The sequence below is a fragment of the Roseateles sp. GW821-FHT09B06 genome, assembly GCF_059418245.1.
Window position 1 is genome coordinate 23,807 of sequence record NZ_JBWKPM010000006.1, and the last position, 22,681, is coordinate 46,487.

20 protein-coding genes and 1 riboswitch are annotated in these 22,681 nt (G+C 70.4%); of the genes, 8 read left to right on the plus strand and 12 right to left on the minus strand.

The window, feature by feature from the left end; translation table 11 throughout:
• Positions 1 to 5: 5 nt before the first annotated feature.
• The 3 genes from AC07OQ_RS07205 to AC07OQ_RS07215 all read left to right on the plus strand — a co-directional run bounded on the left by AC07OQ_RS07205 (position 6) and on the right by AC07OQ_RS07215 (position 5,366).
• A complete protein-coding gene (locus AC07OQ_RS07205) occupies positions 6 to 908 on the plus strand; it encodes a pseudouridine-5'-phosphate glycosidase (protein ID WP_495052422.1) in 903 nt (300 codons plus the stop codon).
• A 136-nt stretch (positions 909 to 1,044) separates the two neighbouring features.
• The gene (locus tag AC07OQ_RS07210) at positions 1,045 to 2,256 is read left to right on the plus strand and encodes an efflux RND transporter periplasmic adaptor subunit (protein ID WP_495052423.1); all 1,212 of its coding nucleotides are present in this window, start codon (positions 1,045 to 1,047) and stop codon (positions 2,254 to 2,256) included.
• A complete protein-coding gene (locus AC07OQ_RS07215; RefSeq protein WP_495052424.1) occupies positions 2,253 to 5,366 on the plus strand; it encodes an efflux RND transporter permease subunit in 3,114 nt (1,037 codons plus the stop codon). The genes AC07OQ_RS07210 and AC07OQ_RS07215 overlap by 4 nt, the downstream gene beginning before the upstream one ends.
• A gap of 7 nt (positions 5,367 to 5,373) precedes the next feature.
• Here the strand turns inward: AC07OQ_RS07215 and AC07OQ_RS07220 are convergent, their stop codons facing one another.
• The 8 genes from AC07OQ_RS07220 to AC07OQ_RS07255 form a co-directional block, all read right to left on the minus strand.
• Positions 5,374 to 6,807 (minus strand): diguanylate cyclase domain-containing protein, encoded by a 1,434-nt coding sequence (locus AC07OQ_RS07220; RefSeq protein WP_495052425.1) that lies wholly within the window; start codon positions 6,805 to 6,807, stop codon positions 5,374 to 5,376.
• Positions 6,808 to 6,860: 53 nt separating this feature from the next.
• Positions 6,861 to 7,340: a low molecular weight protein-tyrosine-phosphatase gene (locus AC07OQ_RS07225; protein ID WP_495052426.1), complete on the minus strand. Its 480-nt coding sequence runs from the start codon at positions 7,338 to 7,340 to the stop codon at positions 6,861 to 6,863.
• A gap of 169 nt (positions 7,341 to 7,509) precedes the next feature.
• Positions 7,510 to 7,794 carry a hypothetical protein gene (locus AC07OQ_RS07230; protein WP_495052427.1) on the minus strand — a complete coding sequence of 95 codons (285 nt, stop codon included), beginning with the start codon at positions 7,792 to 7,794 and terminating at the stop codon, positions 7,510 to 7,512.
• 354 nt (positions 7,795 to 8,148) lie between these two features.
• Complete coding sequence (locus AC07OQ_RS07235) at positions 8,149 to 8,532, minus strand: hypothetical protein (protein WP_495052428.1); 384 nt, start codon at positions 8,530 to 8,532, stop codon at positions 8,149 to 8,151.
• A gap of 21 nt (positions 8,533 to 8,553) precedes the next feature.
• Positions 8,554 to 11,802, minus strand: coding sequence for an nSTAND1 domain-containing NTPase (locus tag AC07OQ_RS07240; protein ID WP_495052429.1), 3,249 nt, complete (start codon positions 11,800 to 11,802; stop codon positions 8,554 to 8,556).
• 7 nt (positions 11,803 to 11,809) lie between these two features.
• Positions 11,810 to 12,493, minus strand: coding sequence for a ribulose-phosphate 3-epimerase (rpe, locus tag AC07OQ_RS07245; protein ID WP_495052430.1), 684 nt, complete (start codon positions 12,491 to 12,493; stop codon positions 11,810 to 11,812).
• A 37-nt stretch (positions 12,494 to 12,530) separates the two neighbouring features.
• The gene (locus tag AC07OQ_RS07250) at positions 12,531 to 13,157 is read right to left on the minus strand and encodes a DNA-3-methyladenine glycosylase I (RefSeq protein ID WP_495052431.1); all 627 of its coding nucleotides are present in this window, start codon (positions 13,155 to 13,157) and stop codon (positions 12,531 to 12,533) included.
• Complete coding sequence (locus tag AC07OQ_RS07255; RefSeq protein WP_495052432.1) at positions 13,154 to 13,957, minus strand: substrate-binding periplasmic protein; 804 nt, start codon at positions 13,955 to 13,957, stop codon at positions 13,154 to 13,156. The genes AC07OQ_RS07250 and AC07OQ_RS07255 overlap by 4 nt, the downstream gene beginning before the upstream one ends.
• Before the next feature lie 81 nt (positions 13,958 to 14,038).
• On the opposite strand from AC07OQ_RS07255, the gene apaG reads away from it, so the two are divergent.
• Together apaG and tlpB are read left to right on the plus strand one after the other, a co-directional pair.
• Positions 14,039 to 14,413, plus strand: a complete 375-nt coding sequence (gene apaG / locus AC07OQ_RS07260) for a Co2+/Mg2+ efflux facilitator ApaG/CorD (RefSeq protein WP_495052433.1) — start codon at positions 14,039 to 14,041, stop codon at positions 14,411 to 14,413.
• Positions 14,413 to 16,443: a transporter-like protein TlpB gene (tlpB, locus tag AC07OQ_RS07265; RefSeq protein WP_495052434.1), complete on the plus strand. Its 2,031-nt coding sequence runs from the start codon at positions 14,413 to 14,415 to the stop codon at positions 16,441 to 16,443. Before apaG ends, tlpB begins: the two co-directional genes overlap by 1 nt.
• Here tlpB and AC07OQ_RS07270 read toward each other — a convergent pair.
• The gene (locus AC07OQ_RS07270; protein ID WP_495052435.1) at positions 16,433 to 16,567 is read right to left on the minus strand and encodes a hypothetical protein; all 135 of its coding nucleotides are present in this window, start codon (positions 16,565 to 16,567) and stop codon (positions 16,433 to 16,435) included. The two genes, tlpB and AC07OQ_RS07270, sit on opposite strands and share 11 nt — an antisense overlap.
• Here AC07OQ_RS07270 and mltA point away from each other — a divergent pair.
• Together mltA and AC07OQ_RS07280 are read left to right on the plus strand one after the other, a co-directional pair.
• Positions 16,566 to 17,717 (plus strand): murein transglycosylase A, encoded by a 1,152-nt coding sequence (gene mltA / locus AC07OQ_RS07275; protein ID WP_495052436.1) that lies wholly within the window; start codon positions 16,566 to 16,568, stop codon positions 17,715 to 17,717. The two genes, AC07OQ_RS07270 and mltA, sit on opposite strands and share 2 nt — an antisense overlap.
• Positions 17,718 to 17,732: 15 nt before the next feature.
• Positions 17,733 to 18,002: a hypothetical protein gene (locus AC07OQ_RS07280; protein ID WP_495052437.1), complete on the plus strand. Its 270-nt coding sequence runs from the start codon at positions 17,733 to 17,735 to the stop codon at positions 18,000 to 18,002.
• On the opposite strand, the gene AC07OQ_RS07285 is transcribed toward AC07OQ_RS07280, so the two are convergent.
• On the minus strand, positions 17,941 to 21,009 hold the full coding sequence (locus tag AC07OQ_RS07285; protein ID WP_495052438.1) for a bifunctional diguanylate cyclase/phosphodiesterase: 3,069 nt from the start codon (positions 21,007 to 21,009) through the stop codon (positions 17,941 to 17,943). The two genes, AC07OQ_RS07280 and AC07OQ_RS07285, sit on opposite strands and share 62 nt — an antisense overlap.
• Positions 21,010 to 21,139: 130 nt before the next feature.
• A riboswitch (cyclic di-GMP riboswitch) is annotated at positions 21,140 to 21,238 on the minus strand.
• A 135-nt stretch (positions 21,239 to 21,373) separates the two neighbouring features.
• The gene (locus AC07OQ_RS07290; RefSeq protein WP_495052439.1) at positions 21,374 to 21,541 is read right to left on the minus strand and encodes a hypothetical protein; all 168 of its coding nucleotides are present in this window, start codon (positions 21,539 to 21,541) and stop codon (positions 21,374 to 21,376) included.
• Positions 21,542 to 21,807: 266 nt separating this feature from the next.
• On the opposite strand from AC07OQ_RS07290, the gene sodC reads away from it, so the two are divergent.
• Positions 21,808 to 22,335 (plus strand): superoxide dismutase [Cu-Zn] SodC, encoded by a 528-nt coding sequence (gene sodC / locus AC07OQ_RS07295; protein ID WP_495052440.1) that lies wholly within the window; start codon positions 21,808 to 21,810, stop codon positions 22,333 to 22,335.
• A gap of 17 nt (positions 22,336 to 22,352) precedes the next feature.
• Here sodC and AC07OQ_RS07300 read toward each other — a convergent pair whose 3' ends face one another.
• Positions 22,353 to 22,601: a DUF1272 domain-containing protein gene (locus AC07OQ_RS07300; RefSeq protein ID WP_495052441.1), complete on the minus strand. Its 249-nt coding sequence runs from the start codon at positions 22,599 to 22,601 to the stop codon at positions 22,353 to 22,355.
• Positions 22,602 to 22,681 lie beyond the last annotated feature (80 nt).

Consider the following 22,681-nt stretch of genomic DNA (forward strand, 5'->3'; position numbering starts at 1 on the left):
TCCGCATGCAAGCCTTCATCGAGTATTCGGCCGAGGTGGCCGCCGCCCGCGCGGCCGGCCTGCCCGTGGTCGCGCTGGAGTCCACCATCATCTCGCACGGCATGCCCTACCCGCAGAACGTGCAGACGGCGCGCGAGGTGGAGCAGATCATCCGCGACGGCGGCGCAGTGCCGGCGACGATCGCCGTCCTCGGCGGCAAGATCCGCATCGGTCTCTCAGGCGAGGAGCTCGAACAGCTGGGCCGCTCGCCCGAGGCCCTGAAGGTCAGCCGGCGCGACCTGCCCTATGTGCTGGCGACCGGCAGGATCGGCGCCACCACGGTGGCCGCGACGATGATCTGCGCGGCGCTGGCCGGCATCCGCGTCTTCGTGACCGGCGGCATCGGCGGCGTGCATCGCGGCGCCACGACCTCGTTCGACATCTCCGCCGACCTGCAGGAGCTGGCCCGCAGCTCGGTGGCCGTGGTCTGCGCCGGTGCCAAGTCCATCCTCGACATCGGCCTGACCCTGGAATACCTGGAGACCCATGGCGTGCCGGTCCTCTCGATCGGCCAGGACAACTTCGCCGCCTTCTACACGCCGGACTCCGGCTTCAAGGCCGATTACCGCATCGATGATCCCGCCGAGCAGGCCCGCTTCCTGAACACCAAATGGGCGCTGGGTCTGGATGGCGGCGTCGTGATCTCGAACCCGGTGCCCGTGCAGGAGGCCATGGCACGCGCCGAGATCGACGCGATCACCGAACAGGCGCTGCAGGAGGCGGCTGCGCAGGGCATCGCCGGCAAGGCGGTCACGCCCTATCTGCTGGCCCGCATCAAGGCGCTGACCGGGGGGCGCAGCCTGGCCACCAATATCGCGCTGGTGAAGCACAACGCGCGCGCCGGGGCGCGGCTCGCACGGGCGCTGTAGTCCAAGCGAGGCGGATCGCACGCCCTGGAAAACGCTTAACCGAAGCGCAACAAAAGCTTCCACGCACGGGCTTAAGCTGCTGAGCGGCCTCCGGTCCCGGAGGCACAAACACGTCCGTACGTCCGAAAGCCCCCGCATGCGTCGCAAGCCCCTCGTCCTGATCTTGATCCTGATCGCCCTGCTGGCAGCCGGCGGGTGGTGGTGGAAGGGTCGGGCCTCGAGGAGCGCCGAGGCCCCGACAGGGCCGGCCGCGGCCGCCGCTCCCGGCGGCGGCACCCAGGCGGTCGGCGTGATCAAGGCCCAGCAGCGCGATGTGCCGGTGATCGTCGAGGCCAGCGGCACCGTGACCGCGTTGAATCTGGTGGACCTGCGCGCCCAGACCACCAGCACGGTGCGCGAGGTGCTGATCAAGGACGGCGACACGGTCAGAAAGGGCCAGCCGCTGTTCCGCTTCGACGACCGCGCCGACCGTGCCAATCTGGAGAAGGCGCGCGCCCAGGCCGCGCGCGACCGTGCCACCCTGGCCGATCTGGAGCGCCAGTACCGCCGCGCCCAGGAGTTGCTGGCGCAGAGCTTCATCGCGCAGAACGCGGTGGACACGGCGCTCGCCAATGTCGAGAGCGCCCGCGCCCTGGTCCAGTCCGACGAGGCCGCGCTGCAGGCGGCCCAGGTGGCGCTGAGCTACAACGAGATCCGCGCGCCCTTCGCCGGCCGGGCCGGTGCCGTCAATGTCTACCCGGGCAGCCTGGTGCAGGCCAATGCCACGGCCCTGCCCCTGGTCAGCATCGCCCAGATCGACCCGATCGGCGTCGGCTTCACGGTGCCCGAGACCCAGCTGAACGCCCTGCTCTCGGCCAGCCGCGCCGGCGAGGCCCTGAGCGCCGAGGTGCTGGCGACCGACGGCCGGCGCAACGCCGCGGCGCAGCGCGGCCGCGTCACCTTCATCGACAACAGCGTCGACGCCAGCACCGGCACCATCAAGCTGAAGGCCGAATTCGACAACAAGGGCCAGACCCTGTGGCCGGGCCAGTATGTGCGCCTGCGCATGACCCTGCGCGACATCAAGAGCGCGGTGGTCGTGCCGCAGGCCGCGATCATCCTGCGCGGCACCGAGCGCTCGGTCTATATCGTCGACGCCGAGGGCAAGGCGCAGCTGAAGACCGTGCAGCTGCGCTACCCCTTCGGCGAGCTGGCCGTGGTGGAAGGCATTGACCCCGACGCCACCGTGGTGCTGGACGGCAAGCAGAATCTGCGTCCTGGCAACGCGGTGCGCGCGCAGCCGGCGGCCATCAATCCGGCGGCCGCTGCCGCGCCGCGCCGCGCCGCCTCGGGAGCTTCCGCGCCATGAACCTCACCGAACTGTTCATCCGGCGGCCGGTGATGACCGTGCTGCTGAACATCGCGCTGGTGATCGCCGGCCTGGCGGCCTGGGGCAAGATCCCGGTGGCCGCCCTGCCCTCGTACAACACGCCCATCATCAATGTGCAGGCCAGCCTGCCCGGCGCCAGCCCCGAGACCATGGCCTCCTCGGTGGCGCTGCCGCTGGAAAAGCAGTTCTCGACGATCGCCGGCCTGCTGACGATCTCGTCGACCAACACGCTGGGCTCCAGCTCGCTGACCCTGGAGTTCGACCCCTCGCGCGACATCGATGCCGCCGCGGTCGATGTGCAGGCCGCGCTGTTCCGCTCGCTGCGCGCCCTGCCCACCGAGATGACCACGCCGCCCAGCTACCGCAAGGTCAACCCGGCCGATGCACCGGTGCTGCTGGTGGCGCTGACCTCGCCCTCGATCAATCTCTCCGAGCTGAACGACTTTGCCGAGAACCTGATCACGCCCAGCTTGTCGACCATCACCGGCGTGGCCCAGGTCTCTATCTTCGGCCAGAAGCGCTATGCGGTGCGCATCAAGGTGCGCACAGAGCTACTGAACCAGCGCAACATCACGCTGGAGGAACTGCAGACGGCGATCCGCGGCGCCAATGCCAACACGCCGGTGGGCGTGCTGGACGGCACGCGCCAGACCCTCACCATCCAGGCCAACAAGCAGCTGCGCAACGCCGCCGAGTTCGGCGCCGTGGTGGTGGCGACGCGCAACGGCGCGCCGGTGTTCCTGCGCGACCTGGCCGATGTGCAGGACAGCTACGAGACCGCCAAGTCCTTCTCCAACTTCAACGGCGAGCGCTCGATCGTGCTGGCCGTGCAGCGCCAGCCCGACGCCAACACGGTGCAGGTGGTCGACGCGGTCAAGGCGATGCTGCCGCGCTTCAAGGCCCAGCTGCCGGACTCGGTGCAGATGAGCACCCTGAACGACCGCTCGGTGTCGATCCGCGAATCGCTGCACGACGTCTATTTCACGCTGGCGCTGACCGTGGCCCTGGTGGTGCTGGTGATCTTCCTGTTCCTGCGCCGCCTGGTGGCGACCCTGATCCCCACGCTGTCGCTGCCGATCTCGCTGATCGGCGCGCTGACCCTGCTCTACGCTTTGGGCTACAGCCTGGACAATATCTCGCTCTTGGGCATCACCCTGGCCGTGGGCCTGGTGGTGGACGACGCGATCGTGATGCTGGAGAACATCCACCGCCATGTGGAGGACGGCATGGCGCCGTTCGAGGCGGCGATCCGCGGCGCGCGCGAGATGGCGTTCACGATCCTGTCGATCTCGATCTCGCTGGTCGCGGTGCTGATCCCGATCTTCTTCATGCCCGGCGTGATCGGCCTCTTGTTCCACGAGTTCGCGGTGGTGGTGTCGCTGTCCATCCTGGTGTCGGCCGGCGTCTCGCTGACCCTGGTGCCGATGCTATGCAGCCGCTTCCTGAAGCCCCACCACGCGGTGCGGGAGAACGCGCTGGGCCGGATCTTCGAGCGCGGCTTCAAGGCCCTGCTGGACGCCTACGCGGCCAGCCTGGACTGGGCGCTGGCGCGCCGCTGGCTGGTGACGGGCATCGCGCTGCTGACGTTCGCCGCCTCGGCCTGGCTCTACATCACGATTCCCAAGGGCTTCTTCCCCGAGGAGGACATCGGCCAGATCTCGGCCAGCACCGAGGCCGCGGAGGACATCTCCTTCGCCGCGATGACGGTGCTGCAGGAGCGCGTCGCCGCGATCGTGCAGAACGACCCGGCGGTGGCCAGCGTCTCGGCCGCGGTCGGTGGCGGCAACAGCGGCGGCAGCAGCAACACCGGCCGCATGTTCATCAACCTGAAACCGCGCGCCGAACGCCCGCCGATGAAGACCGTGCTGGAAAACCTGCGCAAAAAGCTGCGCCAGGTGCCGGGCATCGCGGTCTATCTGCGCCCGGTGCAGAACCTGCAGCTGGGCGGGCGCCAGAGCAAGAGCCGCTACCAGTACACCTTGCAGTCGGTCAGCACCGGCGAGCTCAACACCTGGGCCGTACGGCTGCAGGAGAAGCTGCGGGGCGATCCGCTGTTCCGCGACGTCACCAGCGACAGCCAGCTGCGCGGTCTGCAGGCCAATCTGGTGATCGACCGCGAGCGCGCCACCCTGCTGGGCGTGCAGATGCAGGACCTGCGCAGCGCGCTCTACAACGCCTTTGGCGACCGCCAGGTCTCCAGCATCTATGCCGAGAGCAACACCTACCAGGTGATCATGGAGGCCAGCGAGGCCGACCGCCTCAGCGAGGACGCCTTCGGCAAGATCTACCTGCGCGGCCTGAACGGGGCGCAGGTGCCGCTCTCGGCCTTCGCCACCGTGCAGCGCGGCCTGGGGCCCACGGCGGTCAACCACCAGGGCCAGCTGCAGGCGATCACGATCGCCTTCAACCTGGCGCCCGATGTGCCGCTGGGCGACGCCACCGCCAGGCTGGAAGCCTATGCGCGCGAGATCAAGCTGCCGTCCAGCATCATCACCAGCTACGGCGGCGACGCCGCGGTGTTCCAGGACTCGCAGGGCGGCCAGCTCTTGCTGATCGGCCTGGCCGTTGCGGTGATCTATGTGCTGCTGGGCGTGCTCTACGAGAGCTATATCCATCCGCTGACCATCCTGGCCGGCCTGCCCTCGGCCGCGGTGGGCGCACTGCTCACCTTGCAGCTGGCCGGCATGGAACTGACCATCATCGCCACCATCGGCATCCTGATGCTGATCGGCATCGTCAAGAAAAACGCGATCATGATGATCGACTTCGCCCTCGATGCGCAGCGCAATGGCGCCATGACGCCGCAGGCCGCGATCCGCGAGGCCTGCATCCTGCGCTTCCGTCCGATCATGATGACCACGCTGGCCGCACTGATGGGTGCGCTGCCGATCGCGCTGGGCCTGGGCGCCGGCGCCGAGTTGCGCCAGCCGCTGGGCCTGGCGGTGGTGGGCGGGCTGATCCTGTCGCAGGCCGTGACGCTCTACATCACGCCGGTGATCTATCTGGCGCTGGACCGCTTCAGCGGCCAGGGGCCGGACACCAGGCCGGTGGCGCCAACGCGCATGACGGGTCACGCCGCGGCGGACTGAGCGCTGCTCAGAGCTGCACCGGTGGCGGCATGGCCGCCTTGCTGGCGGCCTTCTGCGCATACATGTCCTGATCGGCCAGGCGCAGCAGGCTGGCAGCGTCCTTGGCCGTCTCGGGAAACAGGGCGATGCCCATCGCCGCCGAGATCTGCACCACCACCTTGGGCACCGGCAGGTAGATGGGCTGGCGCAACAGCACGTCCAGCTTCGTGCGCACCTGCTCGGCCGCCGCGCGACTCGCTACGCCGACGAGGATGATCACGAACTCGTCGCCGCCGACCCGGCCCACCGTATCGGCATCGCGCAGCGCCCCGGCCAGGCGCTGACCCACCACCTTCAGCACCATGTCGCCGGATTCATGCCCGTAGAGGTCGTTGACCGGCTTGAAGCCGTTCAGGTCGATGAACAGCAGAGCCAGGCCCTCGCTGTCGCGCTCGGCGCGCGCCAGCGCGCGGTCCAGCCGGTCATGCAGCAGGCGCAGCGAAGGCAGACCGGTCAGCGCATCATGGTTGGCCAGGTGCTGCACCGCCTCTTCCGCGCGGGTACGCCGCTGCACCTCCTCGCGCAAGCCGGCCAGGCTGCGCTCCACCGACTCGGCCATCTCATCGATCACGGCCGAGAGTTCGCCGAATTCGTTGTCACCCTTCAGCCGGGTCCGGCTGTCGTGCCGGCCGGCGCGCACCGACTGGGCCCAGACGCGCAGCGCCGCCAGCGGCTGGCGCACCGAGCGGTCCAGGCGCCAGGCCGCCGCCAGCGCCTGCAGGGTCAGCAGCAGCAAGGCGCCGCCGGCCAGGTAGGCCGCCCGCTGCACGCCCGCCTGGGTCTCGGCACGCTCGGTCTCCAGACGTTGATCCAGCGCCTGGAGCATGCGCCGCATCGGCAGGATGACGGCGGCACGGGCACGCAGATAGGCCTCGCCGTGCACCAGTTCCAGGGCCTCCTGCATGGCCGATCCGCCACGCGTGCCGGCCAGCACCATCGCGCGCCGCTCGGTGTCCATCAGCGTCAGCGACTCGCGCCGCGCCTCCTCCAGCAGGGCCAACTCCTGCGCCGCGAAACCCGCGTCGTGCAGGCGCCGCAGCAGCGCCATGGACTGGCCGGACGATGCCGGCAGCATGCCCTGAACATCGGCCAGGCGCAGATCCCAGTAGCCGGCGCCGAAGCCGGCAGGTCGCGCGGTCTCGCCCTCGCGAATGCGCACGATTTCCTCGTAGTAGCGCGCGAAGCGGATATCGTGGCGCACCACGTAGAGCCGCGCCATCAGGCCCAGCGCATCGCTGCTCTGGTAGAGCTCGCCCACCAATTGGTGGGCCTGCAGGCGCCGCGCCTGGGCGTTCTCCAGCGCGCGGTAGGTGACGGCCAGATGCAGCAGCGCCAGCCCTAATGCCGCCACCAGGGCGATCTGCACCGCCAGATGGAGCGCCAGCTTGGTGCGAATCTGCATCGGCGCAGCTTATCGCCTGGCACCGCCCTTGCGTAGCCGGTGGCTCCCCGGATTCAAGCCGGCAGCAACAGTCCCCGCTCGCCGGCCCGACGCAGCGCGGCGGCGCCCAGTTCCAGCAGGTCCAGCACATGCTCAAAGCCCTGCTCGCTGCCGAAATAGGGGTCGGGCACCTCCTCGCCGGCATGCCCGGGGACGCCATCGAGGAACAGACGCAGGCGCGGGTGCCGCTCGACCGGACAGAGCTCGCGCAGGGCGAGCAGATGGTCCTGCTCCATCGCCAACACCAGGTCGAAACGTCCGAGCTCATCCTTCGGCAGGGGCCGCGAGCGCCAGCGCCGCCCCAGCTCGTAGCCGCGCTTGGCCAGCGCGCGGGCGGCCCGGGCATCGACCGGCTCGCCGCGCGGCCCGGCGCGCACGCCCGCCGACTGCACCCGGCCAAACAGGCCCTGGGCTTTCAGCACCGCCTCGGCCATCGGCGAGCGGCAGATATTGGCCGTGCAGACCAGGAGGATGGAGGGGCCGGGCAGGTTCATCGCCGCGATGATAAAGAAAGGCCCGGCGCGCGAGCGCGCCGGGCCTTCAAACGGAGGAGCTGCTGCGGCCCAGCCCCTTTGATCCGCGCTTCTTCGCAAGTTTCCGCAGCTCCCTGAGTAAGCGGCAGTGTGAGACCGAAATCAAGCGGTGAATGGCATCAAATTGGGATCATATTCTCTGATCCCGCCCCGCCTTCACCGAACTTCCATCGTGCCGTATCAAAGTCTGGACCGGCACTTCAAAATAGCGGGCCAACTCGCGGGCGACCCGGTATATGACAGGCTTCCCCGTCTCGGCACGCTTGATCGACGCAATCGAAACGCGGATTTTCATGTCGCTGCAGGCGAAAGCCATTTCCTCTTGGCTCTGCAGTTTCTCGCCGCGCAGGTTTTTCAGTATCTCGGTGACCAGGAAAACACGCCCCGTCGTTGGGTTCTCGATTTGTTCCTGCATCTGGCTTTCTCCCTTGTTCCACTGGATGGCGGAGCAGCGAGCTCCGGCACGGGCCCAGAGACCTGGCCCTGGGATGGAGTCAATGTAGGAAGAAGCAGGAACGGTCGCCTTCCGGAAACCTTCCGGAGCATGCATCGATGAAAACCAAAGGAAAACCCGGAGAACCCCGGGTTGGCGATGCCTGCCGTGTGGCGACGGGCAAGGAGATCCGGGCGCCATTGTGAGCGCATCCGGTCGCGCCGGCGGATGCATGTCGGGCGCAGATTGGGATCAATCAGCGCAATAACATAGAGAAAAGCCCGTCGGAGCGGGCTTTTTCATGACGGCGAAGTAGGCCGAGCCGACCGTGCGGGATCAGCCCTCGTCGTTGATCACCTGGGGATCGCTGCTGGGGTAGAGCGACGTCACCTGGCCGCGATCGGCAAACAGCAGCACCACGCCCTTGGTCACGACCTCCAATATGGGCATGGGCACGGCGGTCACTCCTTCGTCATTGGACGGGCTGTAGTTGCTGTTGTTCAGGGCGGGCGGCAGGCCCAGGGTCTTGTAGACCGATCCCAGCAGCACGAGTTCGGAGCCGTCGGCTTGGGCGATCAAACAGCCACCGGCATTCGTGGGAATATGCAGCGCCGCCTCCGCATAGGGCTGCGTCGCCGCCTTGTCTAGAAAATAGGAGCAAAGCGCAAACTCACCGCTCGCGTCCAACTGGCCCTGGACATAGTAGGTATTCGTAGCCATGCTGCATCCCTTTCGATGAAGTTAGTGATTCACGGATCGGGTCTTGGGTTCGGTTTTCTGCGCCAGCCAGGCGCTTTCAAACTCCACCTCGGCACCTCGATCCAGGCAGGAATATGCCTCGACCCATGCCTTGGTGATATGAAAGTGAACCCTTAGCAGCGAACGCAAGTCGCCGATTTTCTCAATTACCGCCTGACATTGCGTTCTCGCGGTGCCGATTTCCTGGCGGATCTGGTGATTTCGGGACAGTTCCAACAGCGTCCGCGCCACGGCGGCACGCAGTTTCAGATCCTCCGGCCGCTTGAGCCCTGCCTCATTCAAGGCGCTCAGCAGCTGGGTCAGCAGGCCATGGGCCTGCTGGGCCTGCTTGCCGGCCTGCAGTTCCTGCGCACGCAACCACAGCGCCTGGGCGCGCACCGGCAGGCGTCGCAGCGCGCCGCTCGCATTGGTCGCGCGGTCCAAGGCGTCCAGGCGGGCGATCAGTTGCTGCGGGGTCCCGCCGTGCCCCGCTGCAGCGCCCAGATCGGCCTGCGCCACCTCCATGCGGATCAGCTCGAAGGACCAGCGCTGGTTGGAGGGCTCCTGCTGCAACAGCCCGCGAAGCTGGCTCCCCGCCAGCTGCAGCTGGCGGAGGGCAGCATCGGTCTGCCCCACATCGCGCAGCGCCTCTGCGAGCCAGACCCGCATCGCCGCCTCACGGTAGACCCAATCCAGGTCCGCGGGGGACTGGTGGCGGGCGGCCCCGATCAGGGCGACGCCCTCGGCAAAGAGATCGCGCGCCGAAGAGAACTCGCCGCCAAAGAAGAACACCGTTCCGAGCCAGCTCAGGCTGTCCGCCAGGTCCATCTGCAGCGTCAGATCCTTGGGCCTTGCATGCTGCGCCCGTCGCTTGAGTTCGATCGAGGCCCGGAACTGCTCGGCGGCCCCCGTCAGATCCCCGCTGTCGAGCAGCACGCTGCCCAGGCTGTTCTGCGCATAGGACAGTTCGATCAGGGGCTCCGCTTCGCCGGGCGCGGCGGCCAGCCATTGCGCCGCGTGGACCCGATAGGCCTCGAACGCCACGCGCGCCGATGCCAGCTGACGCTGGGTGTAATGGACATGCCCCAGCCAGAAGTCCGCCGTCCCCTGCGCCTTGCGCCACGCGGCCGTCAACCCCGCATCGGGCAGGGGCGGCTCCAGCAAGCTGCGCGCCGCCTCCAGCGGCGCCACGGCCGCGTCCAGCTCGCGCTTGGAGACGCGCACCTCCCCGATCACCGTCAGGGCCTTGGCGCGCTGCAGTCGCGCGCCGGCATCCGTTTCGCCGCCGCCCGCAGCCAGATGCTCCAAGGCCTTGCTGCCCACACTGTCGAGCAGGCCGAGGCGGCCGATGGGCCGCAGCTTGTCGGCGAAATCACCGAGCATATAGCCCAGCAGATCGTCGGCCTGCGCGCTGCGCTGCCGCGCCAGATCCTCGGCACGCTGCGCCCGCCAGGCCTGGCCAGCGCTGAGCACGGCCAACAGGGCCAGGGCGCCGATCGCGGCCACGCGCAGGCGTCCGCCGCGCGCCGCACGCGCCTGCGAGGCCCGCACATAGGCGCGCTCCGTCTCGTTGAAGCCGAACGCGCCGCGCTCGAGCAGCTCACCGGCCTCGACCAGCTGCTTGCCCTTGGGCAGCAGGTACTCGGCCGCCCGCCCCTCGGCCTGCCAGCGCTCGACCTGCTGACGCAGCCGGCTGCGCAGCTGCAGCGCCTGCTGATGCGCAGCGATCCACTCGGTGACGCGCGGCCAGCGCCGCAGGATCGCCTCGTGCGCGACGCGAAAGCCGGCCTGCTCGCCCTCGCCCAGGTCGCTGACCAGCAGGCGCGCGTCCACCAGGGCCTGCACCAGCTCGCGCTCGGCCGGGCCGGCCAGCTCGTCCCACAGCGCGCGCCGACCGGTCGTGCCCTGGCCCTCGTCGGGCAGCATCACCAGCAAGGCCAGCACCTGGGGCAGCGCGGCCTGCTGGATCGGCTGCAGCGCGGCGATCTCGCCCTCGGCGCGCCGCCCGATCGCCCCCTCCAGACCGCCCAGCTCGCGGTAGGACTCGAAGCGCAGCTCGTCATGTGGACCACGCCGCCGGTACAGCTCCTCCAGCGTGTACTGCAGCAGGGGCAGCGCATCGGGGCTGGCCGCGGCGTCGTCGCAGAGCTGGTCGTCCAGCCGCGTGCGGGTCTCGGCATCGATGCCGAAGCTCAGGCCGGCGGCCCGCGCCGGCAGCCGGATCATCTGCGCGATTTCGGCGCGCGTCGGCGGCGCCAGGTCGAAATGCCCGCCCAGGGCCTTGTCGCGCATCAGCAGCGCATGCTCGGACAGGCGCGGATAGAAATCGTTGCGGCAGGCCGCGATCACGCTCACGTCGCCGCTGTCGGCCAGGGCCTGCAGCGCGTCGAGGAAGAGCCGGCGCGCGAAGGCATCGACATGCGGCGCGACAAACAGCGCCTCCAGCCGGTCGACGAACAGCAGCAGCGGCACGCCCTCGCCCGACCGGCCGGCCCGCGCCGCCGCGATCTCGGTCAGCACGGCCGCGGGCGTCAGCATCAGGCTGTGCGCCAGCGCTTCGGCGCTGGCGCCCGGGAACACCGGCCTGGCCTCGCCGCCGATCTCCCAGTCCAGCAGCGCCGCGCCCAGCGCGGCCAGCGGCAGGTGTGCACCAAGGTCGCCCAGGTCCAGGCTGGTGGTCGACAGCGCCTGCAGCGCGGGCGCCAGGCCGGCCAGCACCAGCGAGGTCTTGCCCGAGCCGCTGGGGCCCAGCAGCAGGGTGAAGGCACGGCGCTGCTGCCATTGGCAACGCACCGTCTGCAGCAACTGCTGCAGGGCCTGCTCGCGGCCGAAGAACACCGCAGCATGGGCGGCGTCGAAAGAGCGCAGGCCGCGGAACGGCGAGCCGCCGCGCCAGCCGCCATCGCGCGCCAGCGGTGCGGCGCCGTCGGTCGAACGCACCGGCGCCAGCACCCGGTAGCCGCGCTTGCGGATGGTCTCGATATAGCGCGGCGCGCTGGCGCTGTCGTCCAGCACGCGGCGCAGCTGGGCCACGGTCTTGTGCACCGGGTTGTCGCCGGCCGGCGTCTCGGGCCAGCATTCGGCCAGCAGCTGCTCGGCGCTCAGCACCTCGCCGGGTCGCCGGCTCAGCGCTTCCAGCACCTGCATCGCGCGCGGCTCGACCTGGCGGCGCTCCGCGCCCCGGCTCAGGCTGTTGCTGCCCGGATCGACGGCCCAATCGCCGAGCAGGAAGCGGCCCAGCGTGACGCGCATGGCGGCTCTAGCGTGCCAGTTCGGCGCGCATCGCGTCGATCACGCTCTTGTAGTCGGGCTTGCCGAAGATGGCCGAGCCGGCCACGAAGGTGTCGGCGCCGGCATCGGCGATGCTGCGGATGTTGTCGACCTTGACGCCGCCGTCGATCTCCAGGCGGATGTCGCGCCCGCTCGCCTCGATGATCCGGCGCGCCTGCTGCAGCTTCTTCAGCGCGGCGGGGATGAAGCTCTGGCCGCCGAAGCCCGGGTTGACGCTCATGATCAGCACCAGGTCGACCTTGTCGATCACCCACTCCAGCACGTCCAGCGGCGTGGCCGGGTTGAACACCAGGCCGGCCTGGGCGCCCTCGGCCTTGATCAGCTGCAAGGTGCGGTCCACATGGGCGCTGGCCTCGGGGTGGAAGCTCACCAGGTCGGCGCCGGCACGCACGAAGGCCTGGGCCAGGGCGTCGACCGGCTGCACCATCAGGTGCACGTCGATCGGCGCCGGCGTGCCGTCGGGCTTGACCGCATGCTTCTTCAGCGCCTCGCACACCATCGGGCCGAAGGTCAGGTTGGGCACGTAATGGTTGTCCATCACGTCGAAGTGGATCCAGTCGGCGCCGGCGGCCAGCACGTCGCGCACCTCCTCGCCCAGGCGGGCGAAATCGGCGGACAGGATGCTGGGGGCGATGCGGTGGGTGGAGCTCATGATGGCGGCGGCGCTGAAAGGGCAACAGGCCGCAATTCTAGGGTTTGGGCCTGCTGAAACCCCGGCGCGCCGCGCGAACTTCGGCATGCACGACACAGCCCGGCGTATGGTCGTTGATCAGACCCATCGACTGCATAAAGGCATGCATGGTCGTGGGGCCGACGAACTTCCAGCCGCGCTGCTTCAGGTCCTTGGACAAGGCCCGGGAGGCCGGCGACTCGGTCTGGCCCAGATGCTCGGCCTCGCTGCCCGCCGCCGGTTCGAAGCGCCAGATATAGGCCGCCAGCGAGCCCTGCTCCGCGATCAGCTCCAGCGCGCGGTGGGCGTTGTTGATCGCCGCCTCGATCTTGCCGCGGTGCCGCACGATGCCGGCATCCTGCAGCAGGCGCTGCACATCGGCCGCGCCGAAGCGCGCCACCCGCTCGATCTCGAAATTGGCGAAGCCGGCACGGAAGGCCTCGCGCTTGGCCAGGATGGTGCGCCAGGACAGGCCGCTCTGGAAGCCCTCCAGGCACAGCTTCTCGAACAGGCGCCGGTCCTCGGCCACCGGGAAGCCCCATTCGGTGTCGTGGTAATGCAGATAGGGCGCCCAGTCGGCGGCCGCGGCGCACCAGGAGCAGCGCGGCCGCCCATCGGCGGCGAGATAGTGATTCATCGAAGTCATGGTTGTCGGTATTTGTCGGCCAGCGCACGCAGCCGGCCCTCGCGCTCCAGGCTCTGCAAGGCCCGGGTCAGGCGCTGCGCGATGGCCGGGTCCAGGCCGCGCGCCACCGCCGCGTATTGCGCCTCCTCCTGGAACACCATCGGGGCCAGGCGCAGCCGGCCGGCGAACTCGGGCTCGCGCAGCAGCGGCAGCAGCGCCATGTCCTGCGCATAGACCGCGTCGGCACGGCCCAGCAGCAGCATGCGCAGGGCCTCGGCATCGTTGCGCGCCGCATCGCTGTGCGGCACCTGAGCCTCGCTCAGCGCGTAGGCCAGCACCGAGCCCTGGGCCACCAGCACGGGCTTGCGGCGCCCCAGCTCGCGCAGCTCGGGCCAGCCGGCCAGTTCGGTCGCGTCGTCGCTGCGCTGCACCACGCGATGCCGGATCGGATAGAGCGGCACCGGCAGATAGTCCCATTGGCGCTGGCGTTCGGGCGAACGGATCAGGCATAGGAACACGTCGATCTCGCGCTGGGCCAGCATGCGCTCGATGCGGCGCAGCGGCAGCAGGCGGCCCTGGCCACTGAACTGCAGCGTCGGGTCCAGCCGCTCGATGGCCTGCAGCAGCTCGGCGCACAGCCCCGGGCGGGCCGGGTTGCCGAACGCATACTTGACCGGTGCCGAGTCCTGCGACGCGGTGCGCAGCACGGCCACGGGCTCCTCGGCCAGCGCCGGCAGGGCCGGCGCGAGCAGCAGGTTCAGCAAACCCTGGGTGAACAGGCCCTGGGTGAATCTCCGGCGAGTGCGCGATGCGCTTGTCATCCTCGATCTATTTATCCTGGCACGGCGGCATGCGCGAAGCATAGCGCCTTCGCCGCCGCGCCCGGCCTCATAGAATGAACCATGGCTCATCCGCAATTCCGCTGCAGCGCTGTCGTCCAGCCCCTGCCCGAGCAGACCCAAGCCGAGCTGGGCCTGTACGCCTTCAGCTACACCATCACGATCGAGAACACCGGCGACATCAGCGCCCAGCTGGTGGCACGCCACTGGCAGATCACCGATGCCAAGGGCCATGTGCAGGAGGTGCAGGGCCTGGCCGTGGTCGGCCACCAGCCGCTGCTGGCGCCCGGCCAGAAGTTCCAGTACAGCTCCTGGGCCCAGATCGCCACGCCGCAGGGCAGCATGCAGGGGCGCTACCTGTGCGTCACCGAGCAGGCCGAGATCTTCTACGCCACCGTGCCCGAGTTCCTGTTGGCCGATTCCGGCAGCCTGCATTGATGCGAGGCAAGTCCTCCGAACCCCAGGGCTGGGACCTGACCGCCCTCCTCAACGCTGCCGACCCGCGCGCCGAACTGGCCGCGCGCAACCTCTGGCTGGTGCGCCTGCTGGAATGGCTGCGCCGCCCCAAGGCCGGAAGCGACGAGACGGCCGGCGCCGAGCCCGGCCGGCCGCTGCCCCTGCTGCGCCTGAAGCACCTGCTCAATATGCTGGAGCGCAACCCCGAGCATGCGCAGCGCTTCGCCGCGATGCTGGGTTCGGTGTGGCGCGACGTGCATGCCGAGGGCCTGTTCGCCGACGTCGGCTTCGCGCCGCGCATGGCGCTGTGGAGCGAGTTCCTGCACCGGCTGCGCCAGCGCGCCCTGCCCGACACCGTCGACACCAACCAGCTCGGCGATCTGTTCGGCCTGTTCTTCCCGACCCCCGAGGACGAGGCCTGGCTGGCCGCGCTCGACGACGAGCTGCTGGCCCGGCTGGCGGCCCTGTTCGCCCAGGCCATGCCCGGCAGCGGCATCTGGCGCGAGCCGATGCTGCACGGGCTGACCGTGCTGATCAGCGGCGTGCGTGCGGCCGGCCTGTCGGGCCCGCTGCGGCAGCGCATGGATGTCGAGCTGCTGGCCCTCAAGCCCTTCGCCCAACTCGCGGGCGCCAGCGAGCGCTTCGCCGAGGCCCTGCAGGCCGACGACACGGCGGCGCTCCTGCCCGCCCTGCAGTACCTGCGCGTGCTGCTGGACACCTGCCGCCAGGCGGCCTTGAGCGTGCCGCGCCATCTGGAGGACTATGGCGTCTCGGTGGACATCATGTTCGAGGTCGAGCAGTTGCTGGAGCGGCTGCGCCGCATCGAGGCCCTGCTGGACTGCCTGGTGTCGCCGCAGCCGCGGCGCGAGCTGGCGCGCCTGACGGCCAGCCTGGTGGGCGTGGTGCAGGCGCGCCGCAGCGTGCGCACCCTGTTCGCGCGCCATTACTCGCTGCTGGCGCGCAAGGTGGCCGAGCGCAGCGCCGAGACCGGCGAGCACTACATCACCCGCGACGCCACCGAGTACCGCGACATGCTCAGGCGCGCGGCCGGCGGCGGCGCGGTGATCGCCGGCACCACCTTCGTCAAGTTCGCGGTGATGGCGCTGTCGCTGTCGGCCTTCTGGGCCGGCTTCTGGGCCGGCGCCAATTACGCGCTCAGCTTCGTGCTGATCCATCTGCTGCACTGGACCGTGGCCACCAAGCAGCCGGCGATGACCGCGCCGGCCATGGCCAGCAAGCTGACCGACATCGACGACGAGCATGGCCTGCAGGACTTCGTCGATGAGGTGGCGCATCTGCTGCGCTCGCAGATGGCCGGCATCGTCGGCAATCTGGCCCTGGTGGCGCCCCTCGTGCTGGGCATCCAGTTGCTCGCCCGGCAGCTGTTCGGCGCGCCGCTGATCGGCGTCAAGGAGGCCGAGCATGTGCTGCATTCGCTGACCCTGCTGGGCCCCACCCTGCTGTTCGCCGCCTTCACCGGCGTGCTGCTGTTTGCCAGCAGCCTGATCGCCGGCTGGGTGGAGAACTGGTTCGTGTTCTACCGGCTGGAAGCGGCGATCGCCTGGAACCCGCGCATCGTCGCGCGCCTGGGCCAGGCGCGCGCGCAGCGCTGGGCCGCCTGGTGGCGCGCCAACATCTCGGGCCTGGCCGCCAATATCTCGCTGGGCCTGATGCTGGGTCTGGTGCCGGCCCTGCTGGGCTTCTTCGCGCTGCCGATCGAGGTGCGCCATGTCACCCTGTCCACCGGCCAGATCGCCGCGGCCGCCGGCGCGCTGGGCTGGCAGGTGCTGCACCAGCCGGGATTCTGGTGGTGCGTCGCCGCGATCCCGCTGACCGGCCTCTTGAACCTGAGCGTCAGCTTCCATCTGGCATTCAAGGTGGCGCTGCGCTCGCGCGGCATCCAGCTGGCCGATCGCGCGCGCGTCAGCCGCGCGATCTGGCGGCGCCTGCTGCAGCAGCCGCGCAGCTTCTTCCTGCCGCCGAGGACGGCCCCGGACGCGCCTAAGCCTTAGGGTCGCCATCCTGGCGGGCGTCCTCGGGGCGCTCGCCGCCCTTGCGGCCCGAGAACATGGTCCACCAGACGATGAACACCAGCAGGGCCAGCGCGCCCAAGGCCTCCAGCAACAGAACTCCCATGACTCAGCCTTCCTCGCGTAGCTTCCTGGCGGCGGCGATTCTAGGCCTGCTGGCCGCCTGCTCGACGACGCCGCTGCCGCCGCTCGATTCCCCGCCGCCGGCCGTCACGCCGTCCCGCCCCGCCGCCCTGCCCGGCGCCGAGACCTCCCGCGCCGTGCTGCAGCGCGAGCGCTCGCGCTGGGTGGCGGCGGACTGGAGCGAGCTGCCCGGCTGGGGCGAGGACCGCGCGGCCGAGCTGTGGCCGGCCCTGCTGCGCGGCTGCGCCCGTCCCGCGCCGGGCTGGGCCGAGCTGTGCGCGCGCGCCGCGCGGCAGGCGCCGGCCGACGATCTGGAGGCCCATCTGTGGCTGATCAAGCATCTGCAACCCTACCGGGTCGAGAGCCTGGAGGGCGAGGCTCAGGGCCTGCTGACCGGCTATTTCGAGCCCGAGCTGGAGGCACGCCGCCAGCCCGGCGGCGCCTTCCTGGTGCCGTTGCTGGCAGCGCCGCCGGATCTGCAGCAGCGCCGACCCTATTACACGCGCCAGCAGATCGACAGCGAGCCGCTGCGCGCCCGCATGCGCGCGCTGGTCTATATCGAGGACCCGATCGACCTGCAGATCCTGCAGCTGCAGGGCTCGGGCCGGGTGCGGCTGGCCGATGCGGGCGGCGAACCGCGCTGGCTGCGCATGGCCTTCGCCGGCCACAACGACCAGCCGCTGCAGCCGCTGGGCCGCGCGCTCGCCGCCTTGGGAGAATGGCGCGAGGGCCCGGCCGCGCCACGCGCGGCGGTGCGCGACTGGGCACGGCGCAACCCGCAGCGGCTCAACGAGCTGCTGTGGAGCAATCCGCGCTATGTGTTTTTCCGCGAGGAGCCGCTGCCCGACCCGAACCTGGGCCCGCGCGGCGCCCAGGGCGTGGCGCTGACGCCGAGCCGCTCGATCGCGGTGGACCGCGCCAGCATCCCCTACGGCACGCCGCTGTGGCTCGACGCCACCGAGCCGCTGAGCACGGTGCCGCTGCGCCGCCTGGTGATGGCGCAGGACACCGGCAGCGGCATCGTTGGCGCGGTGCGCGCCGACTATTTCTGGGGCTGGGGCGCCGAGGCCGAAACGCGCGCCTCGCGGACCAAGCAGGCCCTGCGCCTGTGGGCGCTGTGGCCCAGGGGCTGAGAGAATCCGCCACCCATGATGAAACGCTACCACTCCCACCTCGGCCGCGACATCTTCGTCACCGCCGGCAGCGCCCGCGAGCTGGCGCCCGGCAGCTTCGGCATCTGCGCGATCGGCGGCGGGGCCGAGGGCTGGGCGGTGGTGCATGTCGGGCCCGACGGCGATGCCGCCGATCTGGGCGGCGAGTACTACTTCGCCACGCCCGAGGAGGCGCTGGACTTCCTCAAGGAGCTGATCGCGCTGATGGCAGGCGCTCAAACTCCGCCAGCGGCAGAGGCCGGCTGAACAGAAAGCCCTGGTGGGCCGCGCAGCCCTGGTTCAGCAGGAAGGCGCGCTGCGCCTCGGTCTCCACGCCCTCGGCCAGCACCTCCAGCCCGAGGCTCTGGGCCAGCGCGACGATGGTGCGCACGATGGCCGCGTCGTGCTTCTCGGTCAGCACATTGCGCACGAAGCTCTGGTCGATCTTCAGCTGCTCCAGCGGCAGGCGGCGCAGGTAGTTCAGCGAGGAATAGCCGATGCCGAAATCGTCGAGCGCAAAGCCGACGCCGCAGGCCTGCAGCGCATTCATCTTGGCGATCACGCCCTCGACATCGTCCATCAGCAGGCTCTCCGTCAGCTCCAGCTTCAGGTGCTGCGAGGGAGCGCCGCTGCGCGCCAGCACGCCCTGCACGCGGGTGACGAAGTCGGGTTGCTGGAACTGCCGCGCCGAGACATTGATCGAGAGCGTGAGCCCGGCCAGCGCCGGCCGGTGCGCCCATTCGGCCAGTTGCCGGCAGGCCTCGTCCAGCACCCATTGGCCCAGCGGCAGGATCAGCCCGCTCTGCTCGGCCGCCGCAATGAACTCCAGCGGCGACACCAGGCCGCGCACCGGGTGCTGCCAGCGCAGCAGGGCCTCGGCGCCGGTCAGGGCGCCCCGGGCGTCGACCTGGGCCTGGTAGAACAGCCGGAACTCGCCACGCTGCAGACCGCGGCGCATCTCGGCATCGAGCGTGGCGCGTGCGCTGGCCGCGCTCTGCATGGCCGGATCGAAGAAGCGGATCGCGTTGCGACCGGCGGCCTTGCTCTGGTACATCGCCAGGTCGGCCTGCTTCATCGCGTCGTCGGGCCCCGACGTGGCGGGGCCGAACAGCGCGATGCCGATGCTGGCGGTGCTGTGGTGCTCGACGCCCGGCAGCTCGTAGGGCTCGGTCAGCAGCTTCAGCAGCTTGGCGCCCACCGCCTGGGCCTCGACGGCGGCGCTATGGCCGTCCTCGCTGAGTTCGTCGAGCACGACGACGAACTCGTCGCCGCCCAGGCGCGCCACCGTGTCGCTCTTGCGCACGCAGGGCGAGAGCCGCTCGGCCACCCGCTTCAGCAGCAGGTCGCCGAGGTCGTGGCCCTGGGTGTCGTTCAGGGTCTTGAAATTGTCCAGATCGATCAGCAGCAGCGCGCCATGGCGGCCGCCGCGCTGCGCGGCGGCCAGCGCGCGCTGCAGCCGGTCCAGCAGCAGGCGCCGGTTCGGCAGGCCGGTCAGCGGATCGTAGAAGGCCAGGCGCTCGATCTCGGCCTCGGCGGCCTTGCGCGCGGTGATGTCGCTGAACAGGCCGACGCAATGGCTGATCGCGCCCTCGGCATCGTGTACCGCCGACAGGGTCAGCCATTGCGGATAGACCTCGCCGTTCTTGCGCCGGCTCATGATCTCGCCCTGCCAGTGCCCCTGGCGCGCCACCAGGGCGGCGACCTCGTCGATGTAGTCCGGCCCATGGTGGCCCGAACTCAGCAGGGCCGGCGTGTGACCGACGGCCTCCGCGGCGCTGTAGCCGGTGATCGCGCTGAAGGCCTTGTTGACGCGCAGGATGCGGCGCCCGGCGTCGGTGATGAACATGCCTTCCTGGGCCTCGAAGGCGGTGGCCGCCAGGCGCAGCTCCAGCTCGGACTGCTTGCGCGCCGTGACGTTGTTGCCGGTGCCGCGGTAGCCCAGGAAGCCGCCGTCCTCGCCGAACACCGGCAGGCCGGAGATCTTGATCCAGCGCCAGCTGCCGTCCGGCTCGGGCAGGCGGAACTCGAACTGCTCGACCGCCCGGCGCTGCTCCAGCGCCTGCAGATAGGGCACCCAGGCGCGGTCCTCGCCCTCGGGCAGGCCCGCCATCAGCTCGCGCGCGCCGCGCCCCAGCAGGGCGTCCACCGCTCGGCCGGTGGCGTGCACGCTGTTGGGCGAGACATAGCTGAAGCGCAGCTGTTCATCCAGCTCCCAGAACCACCAGTCGCCCGCCGCGGTGGCGAAGTCGTGAAAGCGCTGCTCGTTGGCGCGCAGCGCCCGGTCGGCGCGCGACAGGACGCGCGCGACCCGGCGCACGCGCCAGTACAGCCCGACCAGCAGGGCCGCCACCAGCGTGCCGCACAGCCCGCCCATCCAGGCCCAGCGGCGCTCGGCCGCCGCGCGCTCGGCGCTGACATCTTTCAGCAGGGCCAGCGAGGCGAGCGGGCGGCCCTGGCGGTCGTGCACGCCCAGCAGGCTGGCCAACCAGATGCGCCGGCCGTCGTGCAGTTCGAGCACGCCGGGGTCCTCGCCGCCGCCCGCCAGTTGCTCCCAGGGCTCCAGCAGCGCCATCGGCAGGGCCGGCAGGCTGTTGTGCACCAGGGCCAGCTCGGCATGGTCGTCCCAGTTGCCGGCCAGGCCCAGCAGGGCCTTGCCATAGGCGAAGGCCTCGGCCCGGCCATGGCGCTTGTGCACCGCGGCGATCACCTCCTGCGACAGCAGATCCCCCAGGCGGCGCGCGAACCAGCCCAGCTCGGTGCCCAGCTCCAGATAGCCCAGCAGCTGGCCGTCGACCCACCAGGGCCGCACATGGCGCAGCACCGGCACGCCGGTCTTGGCCTGCTCCCAGCCCTCGGCCGGCGCGTTCAGGCGCATCGCCTCGGCCAGCACCGGGCGCTGCACGCGGTCGCCGCTCAGCGCCGGATCGTGCAGGCGCAGCACCACGCTCTGCTGCGCATCGATGAAGGCGAAATGGCTGAGGCCGGACTCGCGCCGCATCAGGCCGTATTCGCTGCGCGCCGCCGCCAGCAGGGCCACGCCGTCGCCGCTGCGCATGGCGCGCTGCAGCGCCGGGTTGGCCTCGGCCTGCTGGGCCAGCCAGCGCAGGCGCCTGGCCTCGTCCTCCGCCAGGCGCAGCCACAAGCCCTGGGCCTGGCGCTTGAGCTCGCCCCCCTGGAGCAGCTCGCTGCGGCTGAGCTGCTGACGGGCGGAGAAGCCCAGCAGCAGCGCGATGGCCAGCATCACCACCAGCACGGGAGCGAGGATCTGACGCATCAGATGACGGCCGCTGAAACGCCGCGGCCGGGCCGGCGCGGGGGGCGCAAGAAGCGAGTGCAGGGAGGCGCTCATGAGCTGCGGGCGGGCCCGAGCGGGCGCAAAGCGCGGACGGCGCGCACGCGCCGACACCGGCAACCCCGCTGTCATGGCCCCTGGCGCATGCCGGGGGCGTTAGACCGGAGGCTTTGCGACCCCGCTTTTCAGACCGGGTGTGCCTTGAATCTGTGTAGGGCGTCGATACTAACCGTTACAAGCGACGCCGGGCGGCCGGGCGGCGCGCGCTTACAAGCCTGGCGCCGGCCACGCGAAGAATTCACGCTCGGCGCGCCATGGAGCGCGCCTTCCGGCCCTGCCGGAGCGCTCAGAGCAGCGCGAAGGCGAATCCGAGCAGGGCGATGCACAGCGGCAGCAGGCCCAGCAGCGCCTCGATGCGCGCGGAACCGGTCCAGACGGGCAGGCCATGGTCCGCCTCCGGCAGGTCTTCGACAAAGGCTTCGCTGCGCGGCATCGGCCGAGGCAATGTGGGCATGGCGGGCTCCTCGACGGGAAGCGGGTATGGACCTACTGTCGCCGCGCGGTGTCGCAGCCCGATTTCCGCCAGGTCAGGCGCGTGTTTCGTTTGTATTAAGACGGCCGGGGCTATGCCGGCGCCGCTGGGCCTCGGCGAACTGGACTGGGAGGACCTCGCCGACGGCGCGGCGAATACCAGGGCGCGGCCGCATCCCCAAGTTGAGGGAGCGGCCGACCTTGCATTCGCGCCAGAATCCGCCGTCCACCCCATCCCCAGGAACCACCATGCCCCGCAGCCTTCTCGTCCTGCCACTCCTTTGCCTGCTGGCCGCCGCCCCGGCGCTCGCCGCCGAACGCAGCGTGCCGCTGAAGATGGCCGGCCCCGACGGCGAAGGTGCCGGCGTCGGCAGCGTGCGCATCGTCGAGACGCCCCATGGCCTGGCCTTCTATCCGGCCCTGAGCGGCCTGGTGCCCGGGCTGCATGGCTTCCATGTCCACGAGAAGCCGTCCTGCGCCCCCGGCGAGCAGAACGGCGCCAAGGTGCCGGCGCTGGCGGCCGGCGGCCATCTAGACCCCGCCGGCAGCAAGAAGCATGGCGAGCCCTGGGGCGACGGCCATCTGGGCGATCTGCCGCCGCTGTACGTGGCGGCCGACGGTTCGGCGCAGCAGCCGGTGCTGGGCCCGCGGCTGAAGCTGGCCGATGTGCTGAACCGCGCGCTGATGCTGCATGCCGGCGGCGACAACCATGCCGATCACCCGGCCCCGCTGGGCGGCGGCGGCGCGCGCGTGGCCTGCGGCGTGATCGGCGGCTGAGTGCCGCCGCGCCGGTCCTAGCCCGCGGCGCAGCCCGGGTGCGGCTTCAGCACCCGCTCGGTGGAGGCCGGGAACCTGGCCAGCTTGGCGGCCGGCCGGCGCGGGCGCGGCAGCAACTCGCCGCCGCAGTTGGGGCAGGTGCCGGCCAGGCGCTGCTCGGCACAGGTGGCGCAGAAGGTGCATTCAAAGCTGCAGATGCGCGCCGCGCCGGACTCGGGCGGCAGGTCCACATCGCAGCATTCGCAGTTGGGGCGCAGTTGCAGCATCGCTCGGTCTCTCAAGACGGATCAGGGATCAGGGCCGCCATGATGGCGCGGAATCGACCCGCAAGGCGCGAATAGCGTCC